This window comes from Microterricola viridarii (genome assembly GCF_001542775.1).
In the GTDB taxonomy this organism is placed as follows: Bacteria; Actinomycetota; Actinomycetes; order Actinomycetales; family Microbacteriaceae; genus Microterricola; species Microterricola viridarii_A.
The window spans coordinates 2,286,957-2,303,599 of record NZ_CP014145.1 but is presented as its reverse complement, the minus strand read 5'-3'; the positions used below and the strand labels follow the sequence as shown (position 1 = coordinate 2,303,599).

Below are 16,643 nucleotides of genomic sequence, written 5' to 3'. Positions count from 1 at the left end.
CGCTACTCGACCAGCGGGGGAGGGGAGGGAGGGGAAGCGCAGGCTCGGTGCTAGGCGTCGGCCTCCGGCACCGGGGCCGAGGCGAACACGTTGAGGCCGAGGGTCGTGGAGAGGAACGCGGTTGCCAGGGTGCCGCGCACGCTGTTGCCTGCGTCATCCAGCAACGGTGAGTAGCTGGCCAGCCCCGCCTTGCCGGGGATGACGGTGATGATGCCGCCACCGACACCGCTCTTGGCGGGCAGGCCGACCTCGTAGAGCCACTCGCCGCTGCGCTCGTACATGCCGGCGGTCGCCAGCACGGCGAGGGTGCGCTTGCAGGAGTCCTCGTCGATGACCTGCTCCCGCGTGATCGGGTTGACGCCGCCGTCGGCGAGCGTCGCGCTCATCACGGCCAGGTCTTCTGTGGTCACCAGCAGCGCACACTGCCGGGTGTACACGTCGGTCGCCTCCAGCGGGTCGCTGTAGATGCGGCCGTAACCCTTCAGCAGTCGGGCGATGCCCTCGTTGCGGTCGTTGGTGCGCGACTCCGACTCGTACACCTCCTCGTCCATCACCAGCTCGCGGCCGGCGAAACGGGAGAGGCCGGCCCGCACGAACTCCCACTTCGCGGCGGCATCCGCCCCCGGCACCAGGCTGGTCGTCGCGATCGCCCCGGCGTTGACCATCGGGTTCGCGGTGCGGCCCGGGTTCAGCTCCACGGCGATGACCGAGTCGAACGGCAGGCCGGAGTTGTTCACGCCAAGCAGCTGCTTGACCTGCTCGTGGCCGAGCGCGTTGGCGACGAGCGCGAACACGAACGGCTTCGACACGCTTTGGATGGTGAACGGATGCCGGGCATCGCCGACCGAGTACCGCTCGCCCGTTGCGCTGACGATCGCCAACCCGAAACGGTCGGGGTCGACGGCGGCCAGCGCGGGGATGTAGTCGGCGACGGCGCCGTCCTGCACGGAGGCAAAGCGCTGGTGCGCCTCGTCCAACAGGCGGCGCACCAAGCCCGGGTCCGGCAGTGATCCGGTCGAGATGCGCTGCGGCTGGGCGGCGGCCGCGCTCAGTGCACCCGGGATGTGGCCGAGCGGCGGCTCTGGAACGTTGACGGGGAGGCTGGCCCGGGTGCTCATGGCGCGCCGCCCGCTCTTAGTGCTCGCCGACGGCGGTCGTCATGGTGAGCACCGGCGTGCCGTCCACCTCGTCGAGGGTGAGCACCACCCGCACCTGGCCGAGCTCGGCGAGCGAGTGCGCGTGCGTGCCGCCGCAGGGGATGCTCACGGTGGCCTCCGGCAGCTCGCAGACCCACGAGCGCCGGTCGGTGAGCCGGGGGCCCTCCGCCTCGACGCGGATGGGGGCGTCGCCGGCGACCCAGCCGGCGAGGGTCGCGTTGATGGCCTCTTCCAGCACCGGGAGCTGGTCCGCGAGGCCCTCGGTGTCGAAGCCCTTGCGGCGCAGCGACTTGTTCAGCCGGTAGGTGTCGACCGAACCGTACTCGGCGATCCGGGAGCTGTCGATGGCCGCCCCGTCGAAGTCGGGCTGGCCGAGGCCGTCGTTGCGGATCGCCTTGCCCCAGCGGGCGGCGAGGGCGCGGTTCAACGCGAGCGCGGCGAGGTGGCATCCGCTGTGCCCGTGCGAGAGCGCCAGTCGGTAGTCGGCGTCGACCACGACCTCGACCCGGTGGCCCTCGGCGATGCCGCTCGGGTCGTCGACGATGTGGGCGACGACGAAGGCCCAGCCCGGGGTGCCCTTCCGCACCGGGATGCCGGAGCCGAGGTGCAGTGCGGTGCCGTCGGTGGCTGCGACGACGCAGTCGATGATCGGGCGGTCGCCGTCGGCGAGCCGGAGCACCGCCCGGTCGGGGCCCTGGTCCGGCCAGCCGGCGTCGACGGGGTGGCAGCTGCTCGTGTCCAGCAGTACCGCCCAGCGCGCGGTGCCTGCGGCATCCGCTGCCCCGTCGCCGAGCGGCTCGCAGTGCAACACCACGGCGGTGTTGGCGGTGTCGCCGCGCGGGTAGCTCACGATCGTGTCGGCGCCGCTGAGCACGCCGCCCGCCGTGTCGTCGGTGTTCTCTGGGCGGGGAAGTGTCATGCCTTCATTCTGCCGTGCGGACAGGGCCCGGTCACGCGGCACGGGCAGGACAACAGAAAGCCGGGTACACGCCCACCCGAAGGGTGTGCACCCGGCAGCCCGGCGCGGCGCTCGGCCGCGCCCGTCTCGCTAGTCCGATTGGAGCACGGCGAGGACGTTTCCGGAGGGGTCGGTGAACCAGGCGATGGCAGGCCCGCGCGGGTCCCTGGCCACACCGCGCTCGTCTTGCTCGAACCCGTCGTAGTGCAACATCGAGACCCCCGCTGCCTCCAGATCGTCGACGGCACCATCGATGTCGCTGACGACGAGGTTGAGGATCGTGAACCCGGCCGGTTCGTGGTCGGGCTTCGGATAGGCGAAGACGCCGTCGAACGGCCCATTCGCGCCGCCGGGGAACTTGATGCGTAGCCCGCCCATCTCCTCGGACACCGACAAGCCGAGCACGTCGGCGTAGAAGCTGTGCGCGGCTGGGACGTCGCGCACCGCGAATCCGCTGAAAGCCGCCTGCGATTTCAAGGTCATGACCGAAGTGTCGCACCCCCAAACAGGGGCCACAAGGTTTGATTTGTTTTTCCCAGTCGGCGATCAGCCCGCCGTCAGCGGGGCGGACCGCTCTTAGAACTTCTTGGTGCGGGTGCGCGCGGTGCGGTTCAACTTCACCGGCAGGGCCATCAGCGGGCCGACGAAACGCCGCGGCAGGGCACGGGCGGGGCCCCAGGCCGCCTGCACCAGGTACTGGCCGAGGATGGCGCCGGCGGCCAGCGCGACGGCGACGGCCGCGGCCGCCAACATCGACAGCAGGCCGTCCATCGAGCCCTCGGAGAGCTGCAGCAGCCCAGAGAACAGCAGCAGTCCGGGCACGAGCGGCACCAGCGCCGAGACGACGATGACCAGTGGCGGCACCCGCACCAGGCGCGACACGGCGGCGGCCAGCAGGCCGACCCCGATGGCGGCCAGCGCCGAACCGAACACGGAGCCCGTCTGGGCGCCGAGCGCCAGCACGTAGAACAGCTCGGCCGACGCGCCCAGAAGGCAGACCGCCCAGAGGGCGCGCTTGGGCACCTGCACCGCGAAGGCGAAGCCGAGCACGATGAGCACGGATGCCGCCAGCTGCACCGGCAGCGTGCCGAGCGTCGGCGAGCTCGCCGGGTTGATCTCCAGCACCAGGCCGAAGTGGGCCAGCATGAGCGAGGACGCCGCGACGCCGGCGACCAGACCGCCGGTGATGATCGTGGCCTCGACGAAACGAGCCGTTCCGGTGACGTAGAAACCGGAGAGGGCGTCGTGCACTGCGCCGAAGGTGGTGACGCCGGCCAACAGCATGATGATGGTGGCCACGACGACGAGCGAGGAGTTCGAGGCGGGGTCGATCAGGTGCACGAGCGCGGCCACGAGCGGGCCGACGGCGCCGCCGGCGAGGGTCTGGAAGAACACAGGGACGCGTCGGTTCGCGAGTGCCGTGGTGAGGTAGTCGATGCCCATCGTGGCCAGCAGGGCGGCGACGGCCACCAACCAGTTGCCACCGATGAGGAAGGCTGCTCCTGCGCCCACCAGGCTCCAGCCGAAGCGGCGCAGCATCCGCGGGTAGAGGGCGGGGGAGCTCACGATGCGCGCGATCTCGCGCCTGGCCTCCGCCACGTCGACGGGCTTCTCGACCAGCTCTCCGATCAGCGCGGCAGCCCGGCTGAGCGTGTGGTAATCGAGGGTGCGGTAGCGCACGTTGCGGGTGCGGGTGATGGTCTCGTGCGTTGACGGGTTCTCGTAGCTCAGCTCGATCACCGAATAGGTGACATCCGCGTCGACGTTGCGCACGCCGTAGGCACGCGTGATTGCCAGCACGGCGGCGACCACATCCTCGGCGCCGGCGCCGTTGCCGAACATGACCTCGGCCAGGCGCATGGCGATGTCCAGCACCGAGCGGGTGTAGTCGGCCAGCTCGATGGCGGAGAGTCCTGAGGTGCGTGTGGGAACGGACATACTCGCAGATTACGCGACTATGCGCCCGTCGCCGGGCGTGCCCCGGCCGCCCCGCTGGGCCGTGTCGCCAGCTTGAACCACGTGCTGTCGGGGATGCGGGCGAGGAACGGCCCGACGACGACGGTGATCAGCACGTAGGCGGTCGCCAGCGGTGCCAGCTGGGGTTCGATTCCCGCGCTCACCGCGAGGCCGGCGATGACGATCGAGAACTCCCCGCGCGGGGTGAGCGCGAGGCCCGCACGCCACCGGCCGGGCACCGCAACGCCGGCGCTGCGGGCGGCCAGGTAGCCGGTCAACACCTTGGTGGCCATCGTCACGATGGCCAGGATCAGGGCGGGCAGGATCACGGCGGGCAGCTTGGTGGCATCCGTCGCCAACCCGAAGAACACGAAGAACACGGCGGCGAACAGGTCGCGCAGCGGCGTGAGCACCTGGCCGGCGTTGTGCGCCACCTGGCCGGAGAGGGCGATGCCGACGAGGAATGCGCCGACGGCCGCCGACACGTTGACCTGGGCGGCGAGGCCGGCGACCAGCATGGTCAGGCCGAGCACGCCGAGCAGCAGCGGCTCGGCGTGGTCGGGGGTGAAGATCCGCGAGACGCGGTGCCCGTGCCGCAGGGCGACGTAGAGGATGAGGCAGACCACGGCCACCGCGATGGCCACGGTGACGGCGCCCTGCACCAGGCTGACGCCGATGACGAGGGCCGAGAGCACAGGCAGGTAGAAGGCCATGGCGAGGTCTTCGATCACGAGCACGGCCAGCACGACGGGCGTCTCACGGTTGGCGAGGCGGCCGAGGTCGCGCAGCACTTTGGCGATGACGCCGGAGGAGGACACCCAGGTGATGCCGGCCAGGGCGACGGCGGCGGCCGGCCCCCAGCCGAGCAGCAGCGCGAAGGCGGCGCCGGGCAGTGCGTTCAGGGCGGCGTCGAGCAGGCCGGCCATGCGGGAGTGTTTGAGGTTGGTGAACAGCTCGGATGCCGTGTACTCCAGCCCGAGCAGGGCGAGCAGCAGGATCACGCCGATCTCCGAGCCGATTTCGAAGAACTCGGTGCTCGCCTCCAGCGAGAGCAGGCCGCCGTTGCCAAACGCGAGCCCGGCGATCAGGTAGAGCGGGATCGGCGAGATGCCGATGCGCAGCGCGAGGCGGCCGAGCAGGCTCATGCCCAGAAGGAGCGCGCCGACCTCGATCAGGATCAGCGTGTTCTCATGCACAGCGGCAGCCCTTAATCGGGTCCGTTGGAGATCAGACGGCTGAGCGCATCCAGGCCCGTGCGTGTTCCCACCGCGACGATGACGTCGGCCGGGCGCAGGATCTCATCGGGTGTGGGTGATGGCAGCAGTTCTTTGTCGCGCACGATGGCGACGATCGACACCCGGGTGCGTGTGCGGGTCTTGGTGTCGCCGAGCGGACGGTTGAGGTAGGGGGAGTCGGTGGGCAGCTCGAGCTGCTCGGTGAACAGGCCGACGGCGGCGTCGCTCAGGCTGGTCAACCGGCTGATCATGACCGAGGTGCCGAGCACATCGGCCAGCGCCGCCGCTTCGTCGTCGGTGAGCGGGATGCTGTCACGGCAAGAGTCCGGGTCGTTCACGTCGAACAGCGCCAGATCGCGCGCGCCGTCGCGGTAGGAGATGACGCTCATGCGTCGGCTGCTCTCTGTCACCAGGTCGTGTCTGACACCGATGCCCGGCAGCTCCACTTTTTCTATGCGTACACCCACGCTGCAAGTGTAGATCCGCTGGAGGGGGCGTGGCGCGCTCGGCGCCCGCGGCGTGTTCGCGGCCTAGGCCTCGATCGGGCCGAGCCACGCGTTGGCGACGGTGTTGTGCGCGGATTCCGCGTCGGACGGGTGGAAGATGCCGGCGAGCACGTCGCGATAGAGCCGGCCGAGCTCGTTGCCGGCGAAGTAGCTGCCGCCGCCGGAGACCCGGATCGCCTGGTCGACGACCTCCCTGGCCGTCTCGGTGGCGCGCACCTTGATACCGACCAGCTGCGGGAACCACTGGGCGCCGAGATCGGCCTGGCCGTCGACGGCGGCGGCGATGGCATCCAGCTGCGGGTAGATCGCGTCCTGGGCGATGGCGGCATCCGCGATGCGCCACCGGATGTCCGGGTCCTGGGCGAGGCTGCGGCCGTCGTTCTTCATCGAGGTGCGGCGGTGGGCGGATGCCACGGCCAGCTCGAGAGCGCGCTTGCCGACACCGGTGTAGACGGCGGCGAGCAGGATCTCGAAGTTGGCGAAGATGGCGAAGATCAGCGGGTCGGCGTTGGGGCCGGGGTCGAGGCGACGCACGACGCGGTCGGGGCGGGCGTAGGCGGCGTCGAGCACCGTGGTCTGGCTCTGGCTGGCGCGCATGCCGAGCGTGTTCCAGTCGTCCTTGCGGCTGAGCCCCGGATCGTCGCGGTCTACGAAGCCGTAGACGATCTTGGGGGCGTCGGCCGACTCGGTGTCCAGACCCATGGTGCCGAGTCGGGTGTAGGCGGGGGAGAGACTGGTGAACACCTTGGTGCCGGTGAAACGGTAGCCGCCGTCGGGCTGCGGGGCCGCGACGCTGCGCGAGCCGAACAGCATGAGGTCGTTGCCGGCCTCACTGATGCCGAAGCCGAAGACTTCGCCGCGGCCGGCCTCCTCGAGCAGGAAGTCGAGGCCGGAGTCGCCGCGCTCGTGCAGGGCCTTGGCGACGCCCGTCCAGACCAGGTGCATGTTGACGGCCAGCGCGGTGGCGGGGGCGGCGGCGCCGAGCCGCACCTGCTCGCGGGCGACATCCTGCAGGCTGAGGCCCAGGCCGCCGAACTTGGTCGGCACGAGGGCGCGCAGGTAGCCGGCGGCGACGAGCTCGTCGAAGTCCTCGGTGAAGAAGGCGTTGTCGCGGTCGTAGCCCTCTGCCCGCCCGTGGATGCGCTCCAGCAGCTCGGCGGTGAGGACGGTGCGAGTGGGCGTGCTGTTCTCTGCGGCGGTCACGACTCCAGCCTATGCCTGGGTGTCGCAGGGTGGGCCGCTCCGGCCGGTTGCGCTTGTGCCCGCCGGTTGAGCTTGTGCCCGCCGCTTGAGCCTGTGCCCGCTGGTTGAGCTTGTCGAAACCCCCGGCCTCCCGGCGGGGGTGGGGGATCCGCGGGTCGTAGCGAGTCGGCGGATGCGGCGGCCGGGATGGGCCGAAAAGCGCGCGCAGCGGGCGATTCTGGCGCTCGCATCCGCTGACTGGCTACGAGGGAGGGCTACTGCTGGACGTCCTCTTCGGGGGCGGATGCGGGGGCGGATGCCGGGGCGACACCGGCGCCCGCAGCGCGGCGGCCGTGGCGCACCCGCGCGACGATCGCCCAGGCGATGCCGCCCAGCAGAGCGAGCAGCACGAGCCACGGCAGCAGAACGCCGAGCACGACGATGAAGCCGCCGAGGAAAGAGACGAGGCTGTTCCAGCCGGCGAGGAGGCCGCTCCAGAAGTTGTCGGGGCTGCCGGGGGTGACCGTGCCCTCCGCTGCGAAATCGACGTACAGCGTCGAGTAGTCGATCTGGTCGTCGAGGTAGTCCAGCTGCGCGGTGAGCGAGTCCAGATCGGCCTGCCTGCTGGAGAGCGCCGACTCGATCGCGATCAGGTCGGCCGTGCTCGCGGATGTCTTCATCAGCTCCAGCAGCCGGTCCACGGATGTCTGCAGCGCGGTGATGCGGGCCGTGACGTCCTGCTTCTGCTGGGTGACGTCGGTGGCACTCAGCGTCACCGAGGTGACGGTGCCGAGCTGCTTGATCTTGCCGAGCATGTTGTCGAGCTCCTCGGCCGGCACCCGGATCGTCAGGCTGGCGCTGGCCCGTTGGGTGTCGGTGGCCGGCTGCTCCGTGCGATTGTCGACGCGGCCGCCCGCGCCGGTGACGAGCTTGATCGCGCTGTCGGCAGCGCCGAGCGGGTCGGCCGCGGTCACCGAGACGTTCCCCGTCGTGATGACGGCGCGATCGGTGACCACGCTCGGCGATCCCGCCACGCCGCCCGCCGCCGAATCGGCGACGCCCTGCGGCATCGGGGCGAGCTCCGCCGAGTGATCGACCATGCCGACACTGCCGCCGGAGAACGCGCCATCGGCCGTCCCTGCGGAACAGCCGGCGAGCATCAGGGCCGCGAGAACCAGGGCCGGAACGGTGAGGGCGCGCTTCATGATTCCACCCTACGAGCGCCTCAGGAGGCGCCGATGCCGCTCCGGTCACGTTCGGATCTCGGCTCGGTCACGGCTTGATCACGGTGACGGCGCGCGCCGGCATCCGCACCGGTCCCCGCCGTGCAACGAACCCTGCAACGAGCCCTGCATCCGCCCGGCAGCGGCCCGGTCAGGCGCGGCCGTCATAATGGGCACATGACGTGGATGTCGACGCTCACCGCACGCCTCGGCCGCCTGCTGCGCCCGAGCCGCAGTGCGCCGCCGGTGCTGCACGTCGCCTCCGATGTCGGGGCCGGCCCCCTCGTCGCGCTCGTGCACGGCATCGCCTCGTCGTCCGTCACCTTCAACAACCTGGTGCCACTGCTTGAGCCGAACTTCCGCTGCGTGTCGATCGACATCCTCGGCTTCGGCCGTTCGCCGGCACCCGCCACAGCCGAGTACACGCTCGACGAGCACGTGGCCGCCCTCCACGCGACGTTCAAGGCGCAGAAACTGCGCGGGCCGCTCATCCTCGTCGGGCACTCGCTCGGCTCGCTGATCAGCGCTCGGTTCGCGGCCGTGCACCCGCACCTCGTCAGCCACCTCGTGCTCGTGTCGCCGCCGATCTACCTGCCGCCAACCACCCTCGGCGACCGTCGGGCCAAGCTGGAGAACGACCTCTACCTGCGTGCGTACGACTACCTGCGCACAAACAAGGAGTTCACGCTCGCCAATGCGCGCATCATCGCGAAGCTGCTGCCGATCAAGGGCGTCTTCGAACTGCGCGAGGAGCAGTGGGAGCCGTTCGTGAAGTCGATGCGGAACTGCATCGAGAACCAGACTGTGATCTCTGACCTGGCCCGCGTCACCGCCCCGGTCGACGTCGTCTACGGCGGGATCGACCAGTTCATCCCGCGCGGCGGGCTGGAGATTGTCGGCCGGATGCGCGGTGTGACCATGCACAGGGTGGAGGCGAATGCGCACATCATCCGCCGGCGCCTGGCGCGTGTCGTCGCCGCGGTGCTGACCGCCGATCTGCCGGCCGATGCCACCCCGGCACTGACCCCGGCTGTGACCCCGGACGCCACGGCCTAGGCTGGGGCCATGGAGCAACGTACGCTTGGCCGCACCGGCCGCACGGTATCTGTAATCGGACTCGGAACCTGGCAGCTGGGTGCCGATTGGGGCAACGTCAGCGTCGAGGATGCCACCGCTGTGCTGGCGGCATCCGTCGAGGCCGGGGTGACCTTCTTCGACACCGCCGACGTGTACGGCGACGGCCGCAGCGAGAGCGTCATCGGCGCCTTCCTGCGCGAGCGCCCCGGGCACGACATCACGGTCGCCACCAAGATGGGCCGCCGGGTCGATCAGCTGCGCGAGAACTACGTGCTGGAGAACTTCCGCGCCTGGACCGACCGCTCGCGCCAGAACCTCGGCGTCGACACCCTCGACCTGGTGCAGCTGCACTGCCCGCCGACGAGCGTCGTGACGAGCGACGAGGTCTACGACGCCCTCGACACCCTGGTCGCCGACGGCGCGATCGCCGCCTACGGCCTGAGCGTCGAAGAATCCGCGCAGGCGTTGGCCGCCATCGCCCGCCCGAACGTGGCCACCATCCAGATCATCCTGAACGCGTTCCGGCTGAAGCCTCTGGACGAGGTACTCGGCGCGGCTCAGGATGCCGGCGTCGGCATCATTGCGCGCGTGCCTCTGGCCTCTGGCCTGCTCACCGGCAAGTACACCGCCGAGACCCGTTTCGCGGCCGATGACCACCGCAATTTCAACCGGGACGGCAGCCGCTTCGACGTCGGCGAGACCTTCTCCGGCGTCGACTACGAGACCGGCTTGGTCGCTGCACAGGAGTTCGCGGCGCTCGCCGCAGCTGCAGCGCCCGGTGTGCCGGTCGCCGAGGTCGCCCTGGCCTGGGTCGCCCAGCAGCCCGGCGTGAGCAGCGTCATACCCGGCGCGCGCTCCCCGCAGCAGGCGGTCGCGAACGCCGCGGCCGGCTCGCTGCCGCCGCTCGGCGAGGAGTTCTTCGCCGGCGTGCGGGCGCTCTACGACCACCGACTGCGCGCCGCGATCCACCCGCGCTGGTAACCCGACGCGGGTTCCGGCGGCGCTAGTCGACGAGATCCGGGTCGCTGCCCGAGCGCTCACCGGTGTCGAGGGCGGCGATGGCGGCGAGCTCTGCGGCGTCCAACTCGAAGTCGAAGACATCGGCGTTGGCCCGCAGCCGTTCGGCGCTGAGCGACTTCGGGATCACCACGTTGCCGAGCTGCAGGTGCCAGCGGATGGTCACCTGGGCGGCGCTCTTGCCGTGTCGGCGGCCGATCTCGGCCAGCACCGGCTCGGTGACCGCCCGGCCGCGGGCCAGCGGCGACCACGCCTCTGTGACGATGCCGAGCTCGGCGTGCAGGGCGCGCAGCTCGGCCTGCGGCAGCCACGGCTGCAGCTCGATCTGGTTCACCGCCGGCACCACCCCGCTGTCCTCGATGATGCGCTCGAGGTGCTCGCGGTGGAAGTTGGAGACTCCGATCGAGCGGGCGCGGCCCTCCTCCCGCAGCCGTACCAGTGCGCGCCACGTCTCGACGTAGCGGTTCTGCGCCGGCGCCGGCCAGTGGATCAGGTACAGCTCGACCGAGTCCAGGCCGAGCGCCTCCAGGCTGGCGTCGAAGGCGCGCAGCGTGGCGTCGAAGCCGTGCTCGGTGTTCCACACCTTGGTGGTGACGAACAGGTCGGAACGGACGAGCCCCTGTTGTGCCTGCAGGGCCGAGCGGATGCCGCGGCCGACGCCCCGCTCGTTGCCGTACAGGGCAGCGGTGTCGATGTGCCGGTAGCCCGCCGCGACGGCGCCCTCGACCACGGCGGGAGCATCGGCATCCGGAACCTTGTAGGTGCCGGCGCCCAGCCGGGGGATGAGCGCGCCGTCGTTGAGGGGAAGAGTGCTGCCGAGGTCCATAAGACCAGCCTAGGCAGCAGAGCGCCCTAATCGGGCAGCGCGGCCGCCTCGTATTTCTGCTTGTTGCGCGGGATGAACAAGGTCAGCACAATGCCGACGAGGCCCGCCGCCGCCGAGATGGCGAAGGTCAGCTGGAACGCCATCGTGCTCGGCGTGGTCAGGTCGCCGACGGTGACGAGGTTCGTGGCCAGCACGATGCCGATGATGGCGCTCGCCGCGGTGGAGCCGAGCGTGCGCATCACCGAGTTCAGGCCGTTGGAGGCGGCCGTCTCTGACGACGGCACGGCGCCCATGATCAGGGTCGGCATCGCCGCATAGGCGAATCCGACGCCGAACCCGACGGCGGTCGCCACCAGCAGGGTGTGCCACACCTCGGTCATGAACAACATGGCGAGGCCGTAGGCGACGGCGATGATCGTGATGCCGAGCAGCAGGCTGACCCTGGCCCCGCGTGCCGCCGTCAGCCGGGCGGCGGTGCCGGACATCGCCCACATCACCAGGCCGCTGGGCATCAGGCAGAGGCTGGCGACGAGCATGCTCTGACCGAGTCCAACGCCCGTGCCGGTCGGCGTCTCGAGCAGCATCGGCAGCGCGACGGCGCTGGAGAAGAACGCGAACCCGACCATCACAGAGGCGAGGTTCGTCAGCAGAACCGTGCGCCGGGTGGCGACCCTGATGTCGATCAGCGGATGCCGGGTGCGCAACTGGTAGAGGATCCAGACGGCCAAGACCACGACACCGGCGGTGCCGAAGCCGAGGGTGAGCGGGCTGAGCCAGCCCCACTCGCTGCCCTTGGTGACGGCGAGCAGGATGCCGGAGAGGGCCAGGGCCAGGCCGATCGCGCCGGGGAAGTCGAAGCGTCCGCCGGTGCGCAGCGTGCTCACGGGCACGAGCGTGTAGACCAGCACGAAGCCGGCGGCGGCGAGCAGCCCAGACAGCCAGAAGAGCATGTGCCAGTCGAGGTACTGGGCGATGACGGCGGAGACGGGCAGGCCGATCGCGCCGCCGATGCCGAGGGTCGCACTGACCAGCGCGACAGCCTTGCCGAGTCGATCCCGGTGCAGCACATCGCGCAGGATGCTGATGCCGAGCGGGATCGCGCCGAGCCCAGCGCCCTGCAGCACGCGCCCGATCACGAGTGGGATCAGGGTCGACGAGAACGCGGCGATCACCGAGCCGAGGAGCACAGCGGCGAGCAGACAGAGCAGGATGCGGCGCTTGCCGTAGAGGTCGCCGAGGCTGCCGCCGATCGGGGTGATGATGGCGGCGGCGAGCAGGGTGCCGGTGACCACCCACATGGCGTCGGAGCTGGACACGTTCAGCAGGTGCGGCAGCTCGGGCAAAAGCGGTGTGACCAGCGTCATCATGAACGAGACCACGATGCCGGTGAAGGCGAGCGAGAAGACGATCGCGGAATCAGGGGTGCGCTTGGTCAGGGCTCGGCGCTCTGCCTCGCTCAACCACGGCTGGTCGCCGCCCGAACCGTTGCCGATCTTGGCTTCGGGGTCCGGGGAGCTGCCGGGGGTGGAAGTGGGTGCGTCGCGCGACATGAAACCTCTCGATGAGCCCCACACGGTGCAGCGCTCTCCCCGACAACGCTAACCGAGGGCCGCGGTATTCCCGGAGCCGCGATGAGCATCCGGCGGGAGGGGGTTCGCCAGCACACGCCGCGATTCGCCGCGCACGTACGCCGGAGCGCGCCCCGAGCGCAAGCAAATTACTGCGCGTGACGCGGTGTAACGCACGACGTCACAATCGCTCGCGCTGGCGGCGGTGAGTTGACAACATCAACTCACCCACGCACACCCACTCACAGCGAAAGGCTTTACGGATGTCACGAATCACCCGCACGCTCGCCGCGGCGACCGCCGCACTCGCAACCGCTGCCCTGTTGGCCGCTTGCGCCGGCACTGCAGCCCCGGAGGCCGGCGGTGGTGCCGACTCCGCGACGCCCGTCTCCGGTGGCACCCTCACCTACCTCGAGTACCAGGCCTTCACGAACCTCTACCCACCGCAGGCCGGGTTCTACCCCAATGGTGCCGTGGTGGGCAACGTCGCGGCACGACTGACCTACCAGAACCCGGAGTCGCTCGAGATTGAGCCGTGGATCGCCGACTCCTGGGAGGTGAACGCCGACGCCACCGAGTACACCTTCACCCTGCGTGACGGCGTGACCTTCTCCGACGGCACCCCCGTCGACGCCGCAGCCGTCGCGAAGAACTTCGACGTCTACGGCTTGGGCAACAAGGAGCTCGCCCTCACCATCTCCGAGGCGATCAACAACTACGCCAGCAGCGAGGTCGTCGACGCCTCGACCGTGAAGTTCCACTTCTCAGCACCCGCACCCGGGTTCCTGCAGGCGACGTCCACGATCAACTCCGGCATCCTCTCGCCGGCAACGCTCGACCTGCCGCTGGAGAAGTTCGGCGCGGGCAACGCGGCCGCCATCATCGGCGCAGGCCCCTTCGTGATCAGCGACGAGAAGCTCGGCACCGAGCTCACCTTCACGGCGCGTGACGACTACGACTGGGCTCCGCCCTCGCTCACGCACCAGGGCCGCGCCTACCTCGACAAGATCCACCTGATCGTCACGCCGGAAGACAGCGTGCGCATCGGAGGGCTCACCTCTGGGCAGGCCGACTACGTGCGCTACGTGCAGGCCTTCGACGAGGCCGCGGTCGAGTCAGCAGGCTTCACGCTCTACGGGCCGCAGACCCGCGGCGTGAACAACTCGCTGAACCTGCGGTTCACGAACCCGCTGCTGAGCGACCTTCGGGTGCGCCAGGCGCTCGTGGCCGGCGTCAACGCGCAGGAGATCGTCGACACGCTCTTCACCTCCAACTACCCCGTCGCCACCTCGTCGCTCAGCTCCACCGCGCTTGGCTACAAGGACGAGTCGGAGCACCTCGCTTTCGACCCGAAGAAGTCCGCGAAGCTGCTCGACGCCGCCGGCTGGACCGAGGGTGCCGACGGCATCCGCGAGAAGGACGGCACGCGTCTCTCCCTCGATGTCTATGAGGCCAAGCCGCAGCCGCTCTCCAAGCAGACGCTTGAACTGGTCAGCCAGCAGCTGAAGGCGATCGGCGTCGAGCTGAACGTCAAGGCCGCCGACGCCGGCAGCTACGCCGAGGACATCAAGGACCCGCTGAAGACCCCGCTCTACCACTCGATGGTCGGTCGCGCTGATCTCGACGTGATCAAGAGCCAGTTCCACACGAAGAACCGCAACGTGCTGCTCTCGAACGACACGAAGCTCGACGCGCTCCTCGAGACCGTCGCCAGCGAGCCGGACCCCGCCAAGCGCCTCGACGCCGACGCGGCCGTGCAGGACTACCTGGCCGAGCAGGCCTACGTGATCCCGCTGTTCGAGGAGCCGCAGGTCTACGGCGCAGCCGACTACGTCAAGGGCGTCGAGTTCGAGTCCGTCGGACGCCCGGTCTTCTACGACGTCTGGCTGAACAAGTAGCACCCAGCAGGTCACCGCGTGGTTCCGGATGCCGCGCGCAGCGGCATCCGGAACCACCCCCGCTCCACACCTCCCGTTCCACTCCACTCCACCAGGAAGGCATCCCATGAAGCACGTGCTCGCCCGCATCGGCCAGGCCGCCGTGGTGCTGTTCGTGGCCTTCGCCGCCACCTTCGTTCTGCTTCAGGCACTGCCGGGCGATGCGCTGATGATCAAGTTCGAGAACCCGGAGCTCGGGCTTTCGGTCGAGCAGATCGCCGCCCTGCGTGAGACCTACGGTGTCGACATCCCGCTGCCGCAGCAGTTCTGGCACACGCTCAGCGGCTTCCTCGCCGGCGACTTCGGCTACTCGATCCAGAGCGGCACGCCCGTCACGCAGATGCTGGCCGAGGCGGCGCCGCAGACCATCACGCTCGCCCTCACCGCGTTCCTGCTCGCCGTGCTCATCGCCGTGAGCCTCGCCTTCCTCTCCTCTCTGACCCGTTTCGCCTGGCTGCGCGGCTTCCTCCGCGGCCTGCCCGGCGTCTTCGTCTCTGTGCCGGTGTTCTGGCTCGGCATCGTGCTGATCCAGGTGTTCTCCTTCCAACTCAAAGTGGTGCCGGTGATCGGGGCCGACCCGCTGCAGGGGCTGATCCTGCCCGTGCTCACCCTGGCGGTGCCGATCAGCGCCCCGCTCGCCCAGATCCTCGTGCGCTCGATCGACGAGGTCGAGCTGGCCCCGTTCGTCAGCGTGGTGCGAGCCAAGGGCGCCAGCCGCCGCCGGGTGCTCTGGAACAACGTCGCCAAGAACGCGATCCTCCCCACCGTGACCATCGCCGGCGTGCTGCTCGGCGAGCTGATCGGCGGCGCGGTCGTGACCGAGACGGTGTTCGGCCGCACCGGCATCGGCCGCCTCACCGAGCAGGCCGTCTCGGCACAGGACACTCCGGTGCTGCAGGCGATCGTCGTGCTCTCTGCACTGGCGTTCGTGCTCACCAACCTGGCCGTCGACCTGCTCTACCCCGTGCTCGACCCGCGGCTGCGCCGGCTCTCCCGGGGCAACGCCCGCCCGGCCCCCGCGGCCACTCCCGTCTTGGAAGGAGCAGCAGCATGAGCATCGAAACCGAGAACGCAGCCTCCGCCGTTGGTCGAGTAGCGAGGATCGAGCGTATCGAGACCTCGCTGGCCGACACTGCGGCCCCGGCATCCGCCCACGAGGTCTCGATACGGCCGCAGGCGGCCTACTCGACCAACGGGGTGTGGAGCCGCCTCCGCACCATCAGCCCCAGCCTCGTCGTGGCCTGGCTCGTGCTCGGCGTCGTCCTGGCCTGGGCGATCGTGCCCTGGCTGTTCACCGGCCACGACCCGCTCGTCGGCATCCCGGCCGACAAGCTGCAGGCGCCGAGCGTCGCGCACCTGTTCGGCACCGACCAGCTCGGCCGCGACCTGTTGGCCCGCGTGATCTACGGCGCCATCCAGTCGCTCTCCGGCGCGCTCGTCGCGGTCGGCGTCGGGCTCGTGCTCGGCACGGCGATCGGCGTGATCGCGGGCTCGGCCGGCGGTGTTCTCGACGCGATCCTCATGCGCATCGTCGATGTACTGCTCTCGATCCCCGGACTGCTCCTGGCCCTCAGCATCATCATCCTGCTCGGCTTCGGCACGATCAACGCCGCCATCGCGGTCGGTATCGGCAGCGTCGCGGCCTTCGCCAGGCTCTCCCGCAGCGAGGTCGTGCGGGTGCGCCGCAGCGACTACGTCGAGGCCGCGTTCGGCAGCGGCGGGCGCTATCTCGCGGTGCTCTGGCGGCACGTGCTGCCGAACTCGCTCGGTGCCGTCGTCTCGCTCGCCGCCCTGCAGTTCGGTGTCGCCATCCTCGCCATCTCGACGCTCGGCTTCCTCGGTTACGGCGCACCACCGCCCACGCCCGAGTGGGGCCTGCTCGTCGCCGACGGCCGCAACTACATCGCGACCTCGTGGTGGCTCACGACCTTCCCCGGCCTCGTCGTCGTGGTCGTCGTGCTCGCCGCGAACCGCATCAGCCACTCGCTCAATGGTGAAAAG

14 protein-coding genes and 1 pseudogene are annotated in these 16,643 nt (G+C 69.9%); 5 read left to right on the top strand and 10 right to left on the bottom strand.

Going from position 1 to position 16,643, the window contains the following annotated elements; all coding sequences use genetic code 11:
* Window positions 1–50: 50 nt before the first annotated feature.
* From glsA to AWU67_RS10515, 8 genes are all read right to left on the bottom strand, one after another.
* Window positions 51–1,118, bottom strand: a complete 1,068-nt coding sequence (gene glsA / locus AWU67_RS10550; RefSeq protein ID WP_067228676.1) for a glutaminase A — start codon at window positions 1,116–1,118, stop codon at window positions 51–53.
* Window positions 1,119–1,134: 16 nt separating this feature from the next.
* Window positions 1,135–2,076 (bottom strand): hypothetical protein, encoded by a 942-nt coding sequence (locus AWU67_RS10545; RefSeq protein ID WP_082716925.1) that lies wholly within the window; start codon window positions 2,074–2,076, stop codon window positions 1,135–1,137.
* A gap of 129 nt (window positions 2,077–2,205) precedes the next feature.
* Entirely contained in the window at window positions 2,206–2,598 is a 393-nt protein-coding gene (locus AWU67_RS10540) for a VOC family protein (protein ID WP_067228674.1), read from the bottom strand.
* Between the two features lie 93 nt (window positions 2,599–2,691).
* Complete coding sequence (locus AWU67_RS10535) at window positions 2,692–4,053, bottom strand: threonine/serine ThrE exporter family protein (RefSeq protein ID WP_067228672.1); 1,362 nt, start codon at window positions 4,051–4,053, stop codon at window positions 2,692–2,694.
* A gap of 17 nt (window positions 4,054–4,070) precedes the next feature.
* Window positions 4,071–5,267 carry a cation:proton antiporter gene (locus AWU67_RS10530; RefSeq protein WP_067228670.1) on the bottom strand — a complete coding sequence of 399 codons (1,197 nt, stop codon included), beginning with the start codon at window positions 5,265–5,267 and terminating at the stop codon, window positions 4,071–4,073.
* Between the two features lie 11 nt (window positions 5,268–5,278).
* Window positions 5,279–5,695: a cation:proton antiporter regulatory subunit gene (locus tag AWU67_RS10525; RefSeq protein ID WP_234407218.1), complete on the bottom strand. Its 417-nt coding sequence runs from the start codon at window positions 5,693–5,695 to the stop codon at window positions 5,279–5,281.
* Between the two features lie 141 nt (window positions 5,696–5,836).
* Window positions 5,837–7,015, bottom strand: a complete 1,179-nt coding sequence (locus AWU67_RS10520) for an acyl-CoA dehydrogenase family protein (protein ID WP_067228665.1) — start codon at window positions 7,013–7,015, stop codon at window positions 5,837–5,839.
* Window positions 7,016–7,269: 254 nt separating this feature from the next.
* Complete coding sequence (locus tag AWU67_RS10515; RefSeq protein WP_067228663.1) at window positions 7,270–8,199, bottom strand: DUF4349 domain-containing protein; 930 nt, start codon at window positions 8,197–8,199, stop codon at window positions 7,270–7,272.
* Window positions 8,200–8,394: 195 nt separating this feature from the next.
* Between AWU67_RS10515 and AWU67_RS10510 the strand changes: the two genes are divergently transcribed.
* Window positions 8,395–9,273 (top strand): alpha/beta fold hydrolase, encoded by an 879-nt coding sequence (locus AWU67_RS10510; RefSeq protein WP_067228661.1) that lies wholly within the window; start codon window positions 8,395–8,397, stop codon window positions 9,271–9,273.
* A 9-nt stretch (window positions 9,274–9,282) separates the two neighbouring features.
* Window positions 9,283–10,275, top strand: a complete 993-nt coding sequence (locus tag AWU67_RS10505) for an aldo/keto reductase (RefSeq protein WP_067228658.1) — start codon at window positions 9,283–9,285, stop codon at window positions 10,273–10,275.
* 22 nt (window positions 10,276–10,297) lie between these two features.
* Here AWU67_RS10505 and AWU67_RS10500 read toward each other — a convergent pair whose 3' ends face one another.
* Both AWU67_RS10500 and AWU67_RS10495 read right to left on the bottom strand, forming a co-directional pair.
* Window positions 10,298–11,137 carry an aldo/keto reductase gene (locus AWU67_RS10500; RefSeq protein ID WP_067228656.1) on the bottom strand — a complete coding sequence of 280 codons (840 nt, stop codon included), beginning with the start codon at window positions 11,135–11,137 and terminating at the stop codon, window positions 10,298–10,300.
* A 26-nt stretch (window positions 11,138–11,163) separates the two neighbouring features.
* Window positions 11,164–12,687 (bottom strand): MFS transporter, encoded by a 1,524-nt coding sequence (locus AWU67_RS10495; RefSeq protein ID WP_082716924.1) that lies wholly within the window; start codon window positions 12,685–12,687, stop codon window positions 11,164–11,166.
* A 281-nt stretch (window positions 12,688–12,968) separates the two neighbouring features.
* On the opposite strand from AWU67_RS10495, the gene AWU67_RS10490 reads away from it, so the two are divergent.
* The 3 genes and pseudogenes from AWU67_RS10490 to AWU67_RS10480 all read left to right on the top strand — a co-directional run.
* Window positions 12,969–14,603 carry a TIGR04028 family ABC transporter substrate-binding protein gene (locus tag AWU67_RS10490; RefSeq protein ID WP_067228654.1) on the top strand — a complete coding sequence of 545 codons (1,635 nt, stop codon included), beginning with the start codon at window positions 12,969–12,971 and terminating at the stop codon, window positions 14,601–14,603.
* A gap of 106 nt (window positions 14,604–14,709) precedes the next feature.
* Window positions 14,710–15,696, top strand: a complete 987-nt coding sequence (locus AWU67_RS10485) for an ABC transporter permease (RefSeq protein WP_067228652.1) — start codon at window positions 14,710–14,712, stop codon at window positions 15,694–15,696.
* Window positions 15,693–16,637, top strand: a pseudogene (locus AWU67_RS10480) (ABC transporter permease); the annotation flags it as partial. The gene AWU67_RS10485 and the pseudogene AWU67_RS10480, both read left to right, overlap by 4 nt.
* Window positions 16,638–16,643 lie beyond the last annotated feature (6 nt).

Bases quoted from the DNA above. Each gene is read 5' to 3' on its own strand.
- glsA (WP_067228676.1), bottom strand. From the start codon at position 1,118: ATGAGCACCCGGGCCAGCCTCCCCGTCAACGTTCCAGAGCCGCCGCTC.
- AWU67_RS10545 (WP_082716925.1), bottom strand. From the start codon at position 2,076: ATGACACTTCCCCGCCCAGAGAACACCGACGACACGGCGGGCGGCGTG.
- AWU67_RS10540 (WP_067228674.1), bottom strand. From the start codon at position 2,598: ATGACCTTGAAATCGCAGGCGGCTTTCAGCGGATTCGCGGTGCGCGAC.
- AWU67_RS10535 (WP_067228672.1), bottom strand. From the start codon at position 4,053: ATGTCCGTTCCCACACGCACCTCAGGACTCTCCGCCATCGAGCTGGCC.
- AWU67_RS10525 (WP_234407218.1), bottom strand. From the start codon at position 5,695: ATGAGCGTCATCTCCTACCGCGACGGCGCGCGCGATCTGGCGCTGTTC.
- AWU67_RS10515 (WP_067228663.1), bottom strand. From the start codon at position 8,199: ATGAAGCGCGCCCTCACCGTTCCGGCCCTGGTTCTCGCGGCCCTGATG.
- AWU67_RS10510 (WP_067228661.1), top strand. From the start codon at position 8,395: ATGACGTGGATGTCGACGCTCACCGCACGCCTCGGCCGCCTGCTGCGC.
- AWU67_RS10505 (WP_067228658.1), top strand. From the start codon at position 9,283: ATGGAGCAACGTACGCTTGGCCGCACCGGCCGCACGGTATCTGTAATC.
- AWU67_RS10500 (WP_067228656.1), bottom strand. From the start codon at position 11,137: ATGGACCTCGGCAGCACTCTTCCCCTCAACGACGGCGCGCTCATCCCC.
- AWU67_RS10495 (WP_082716924.1), bottom strand. From the start codon at position 12,687: ATGTCGCGCGACGCACCCACTTCCACCCCCGGCAGCTCCCCGGACCCC.
- AWU67_RS10490 (WP_067228654.1), top strand. From the start codon at position 12,969: ATGTCACGAATCACCCGCACGCTCGCCGCGGCGACCGCCGCACTCGCA.
- AWU67_RS10485 (WP_067228652.1), top strand. From the start codon at position 14,710: ATGAAGCACGTGCTCGCCCGCATCGGCCAGGCCGCCGTGGTGCTGTTC.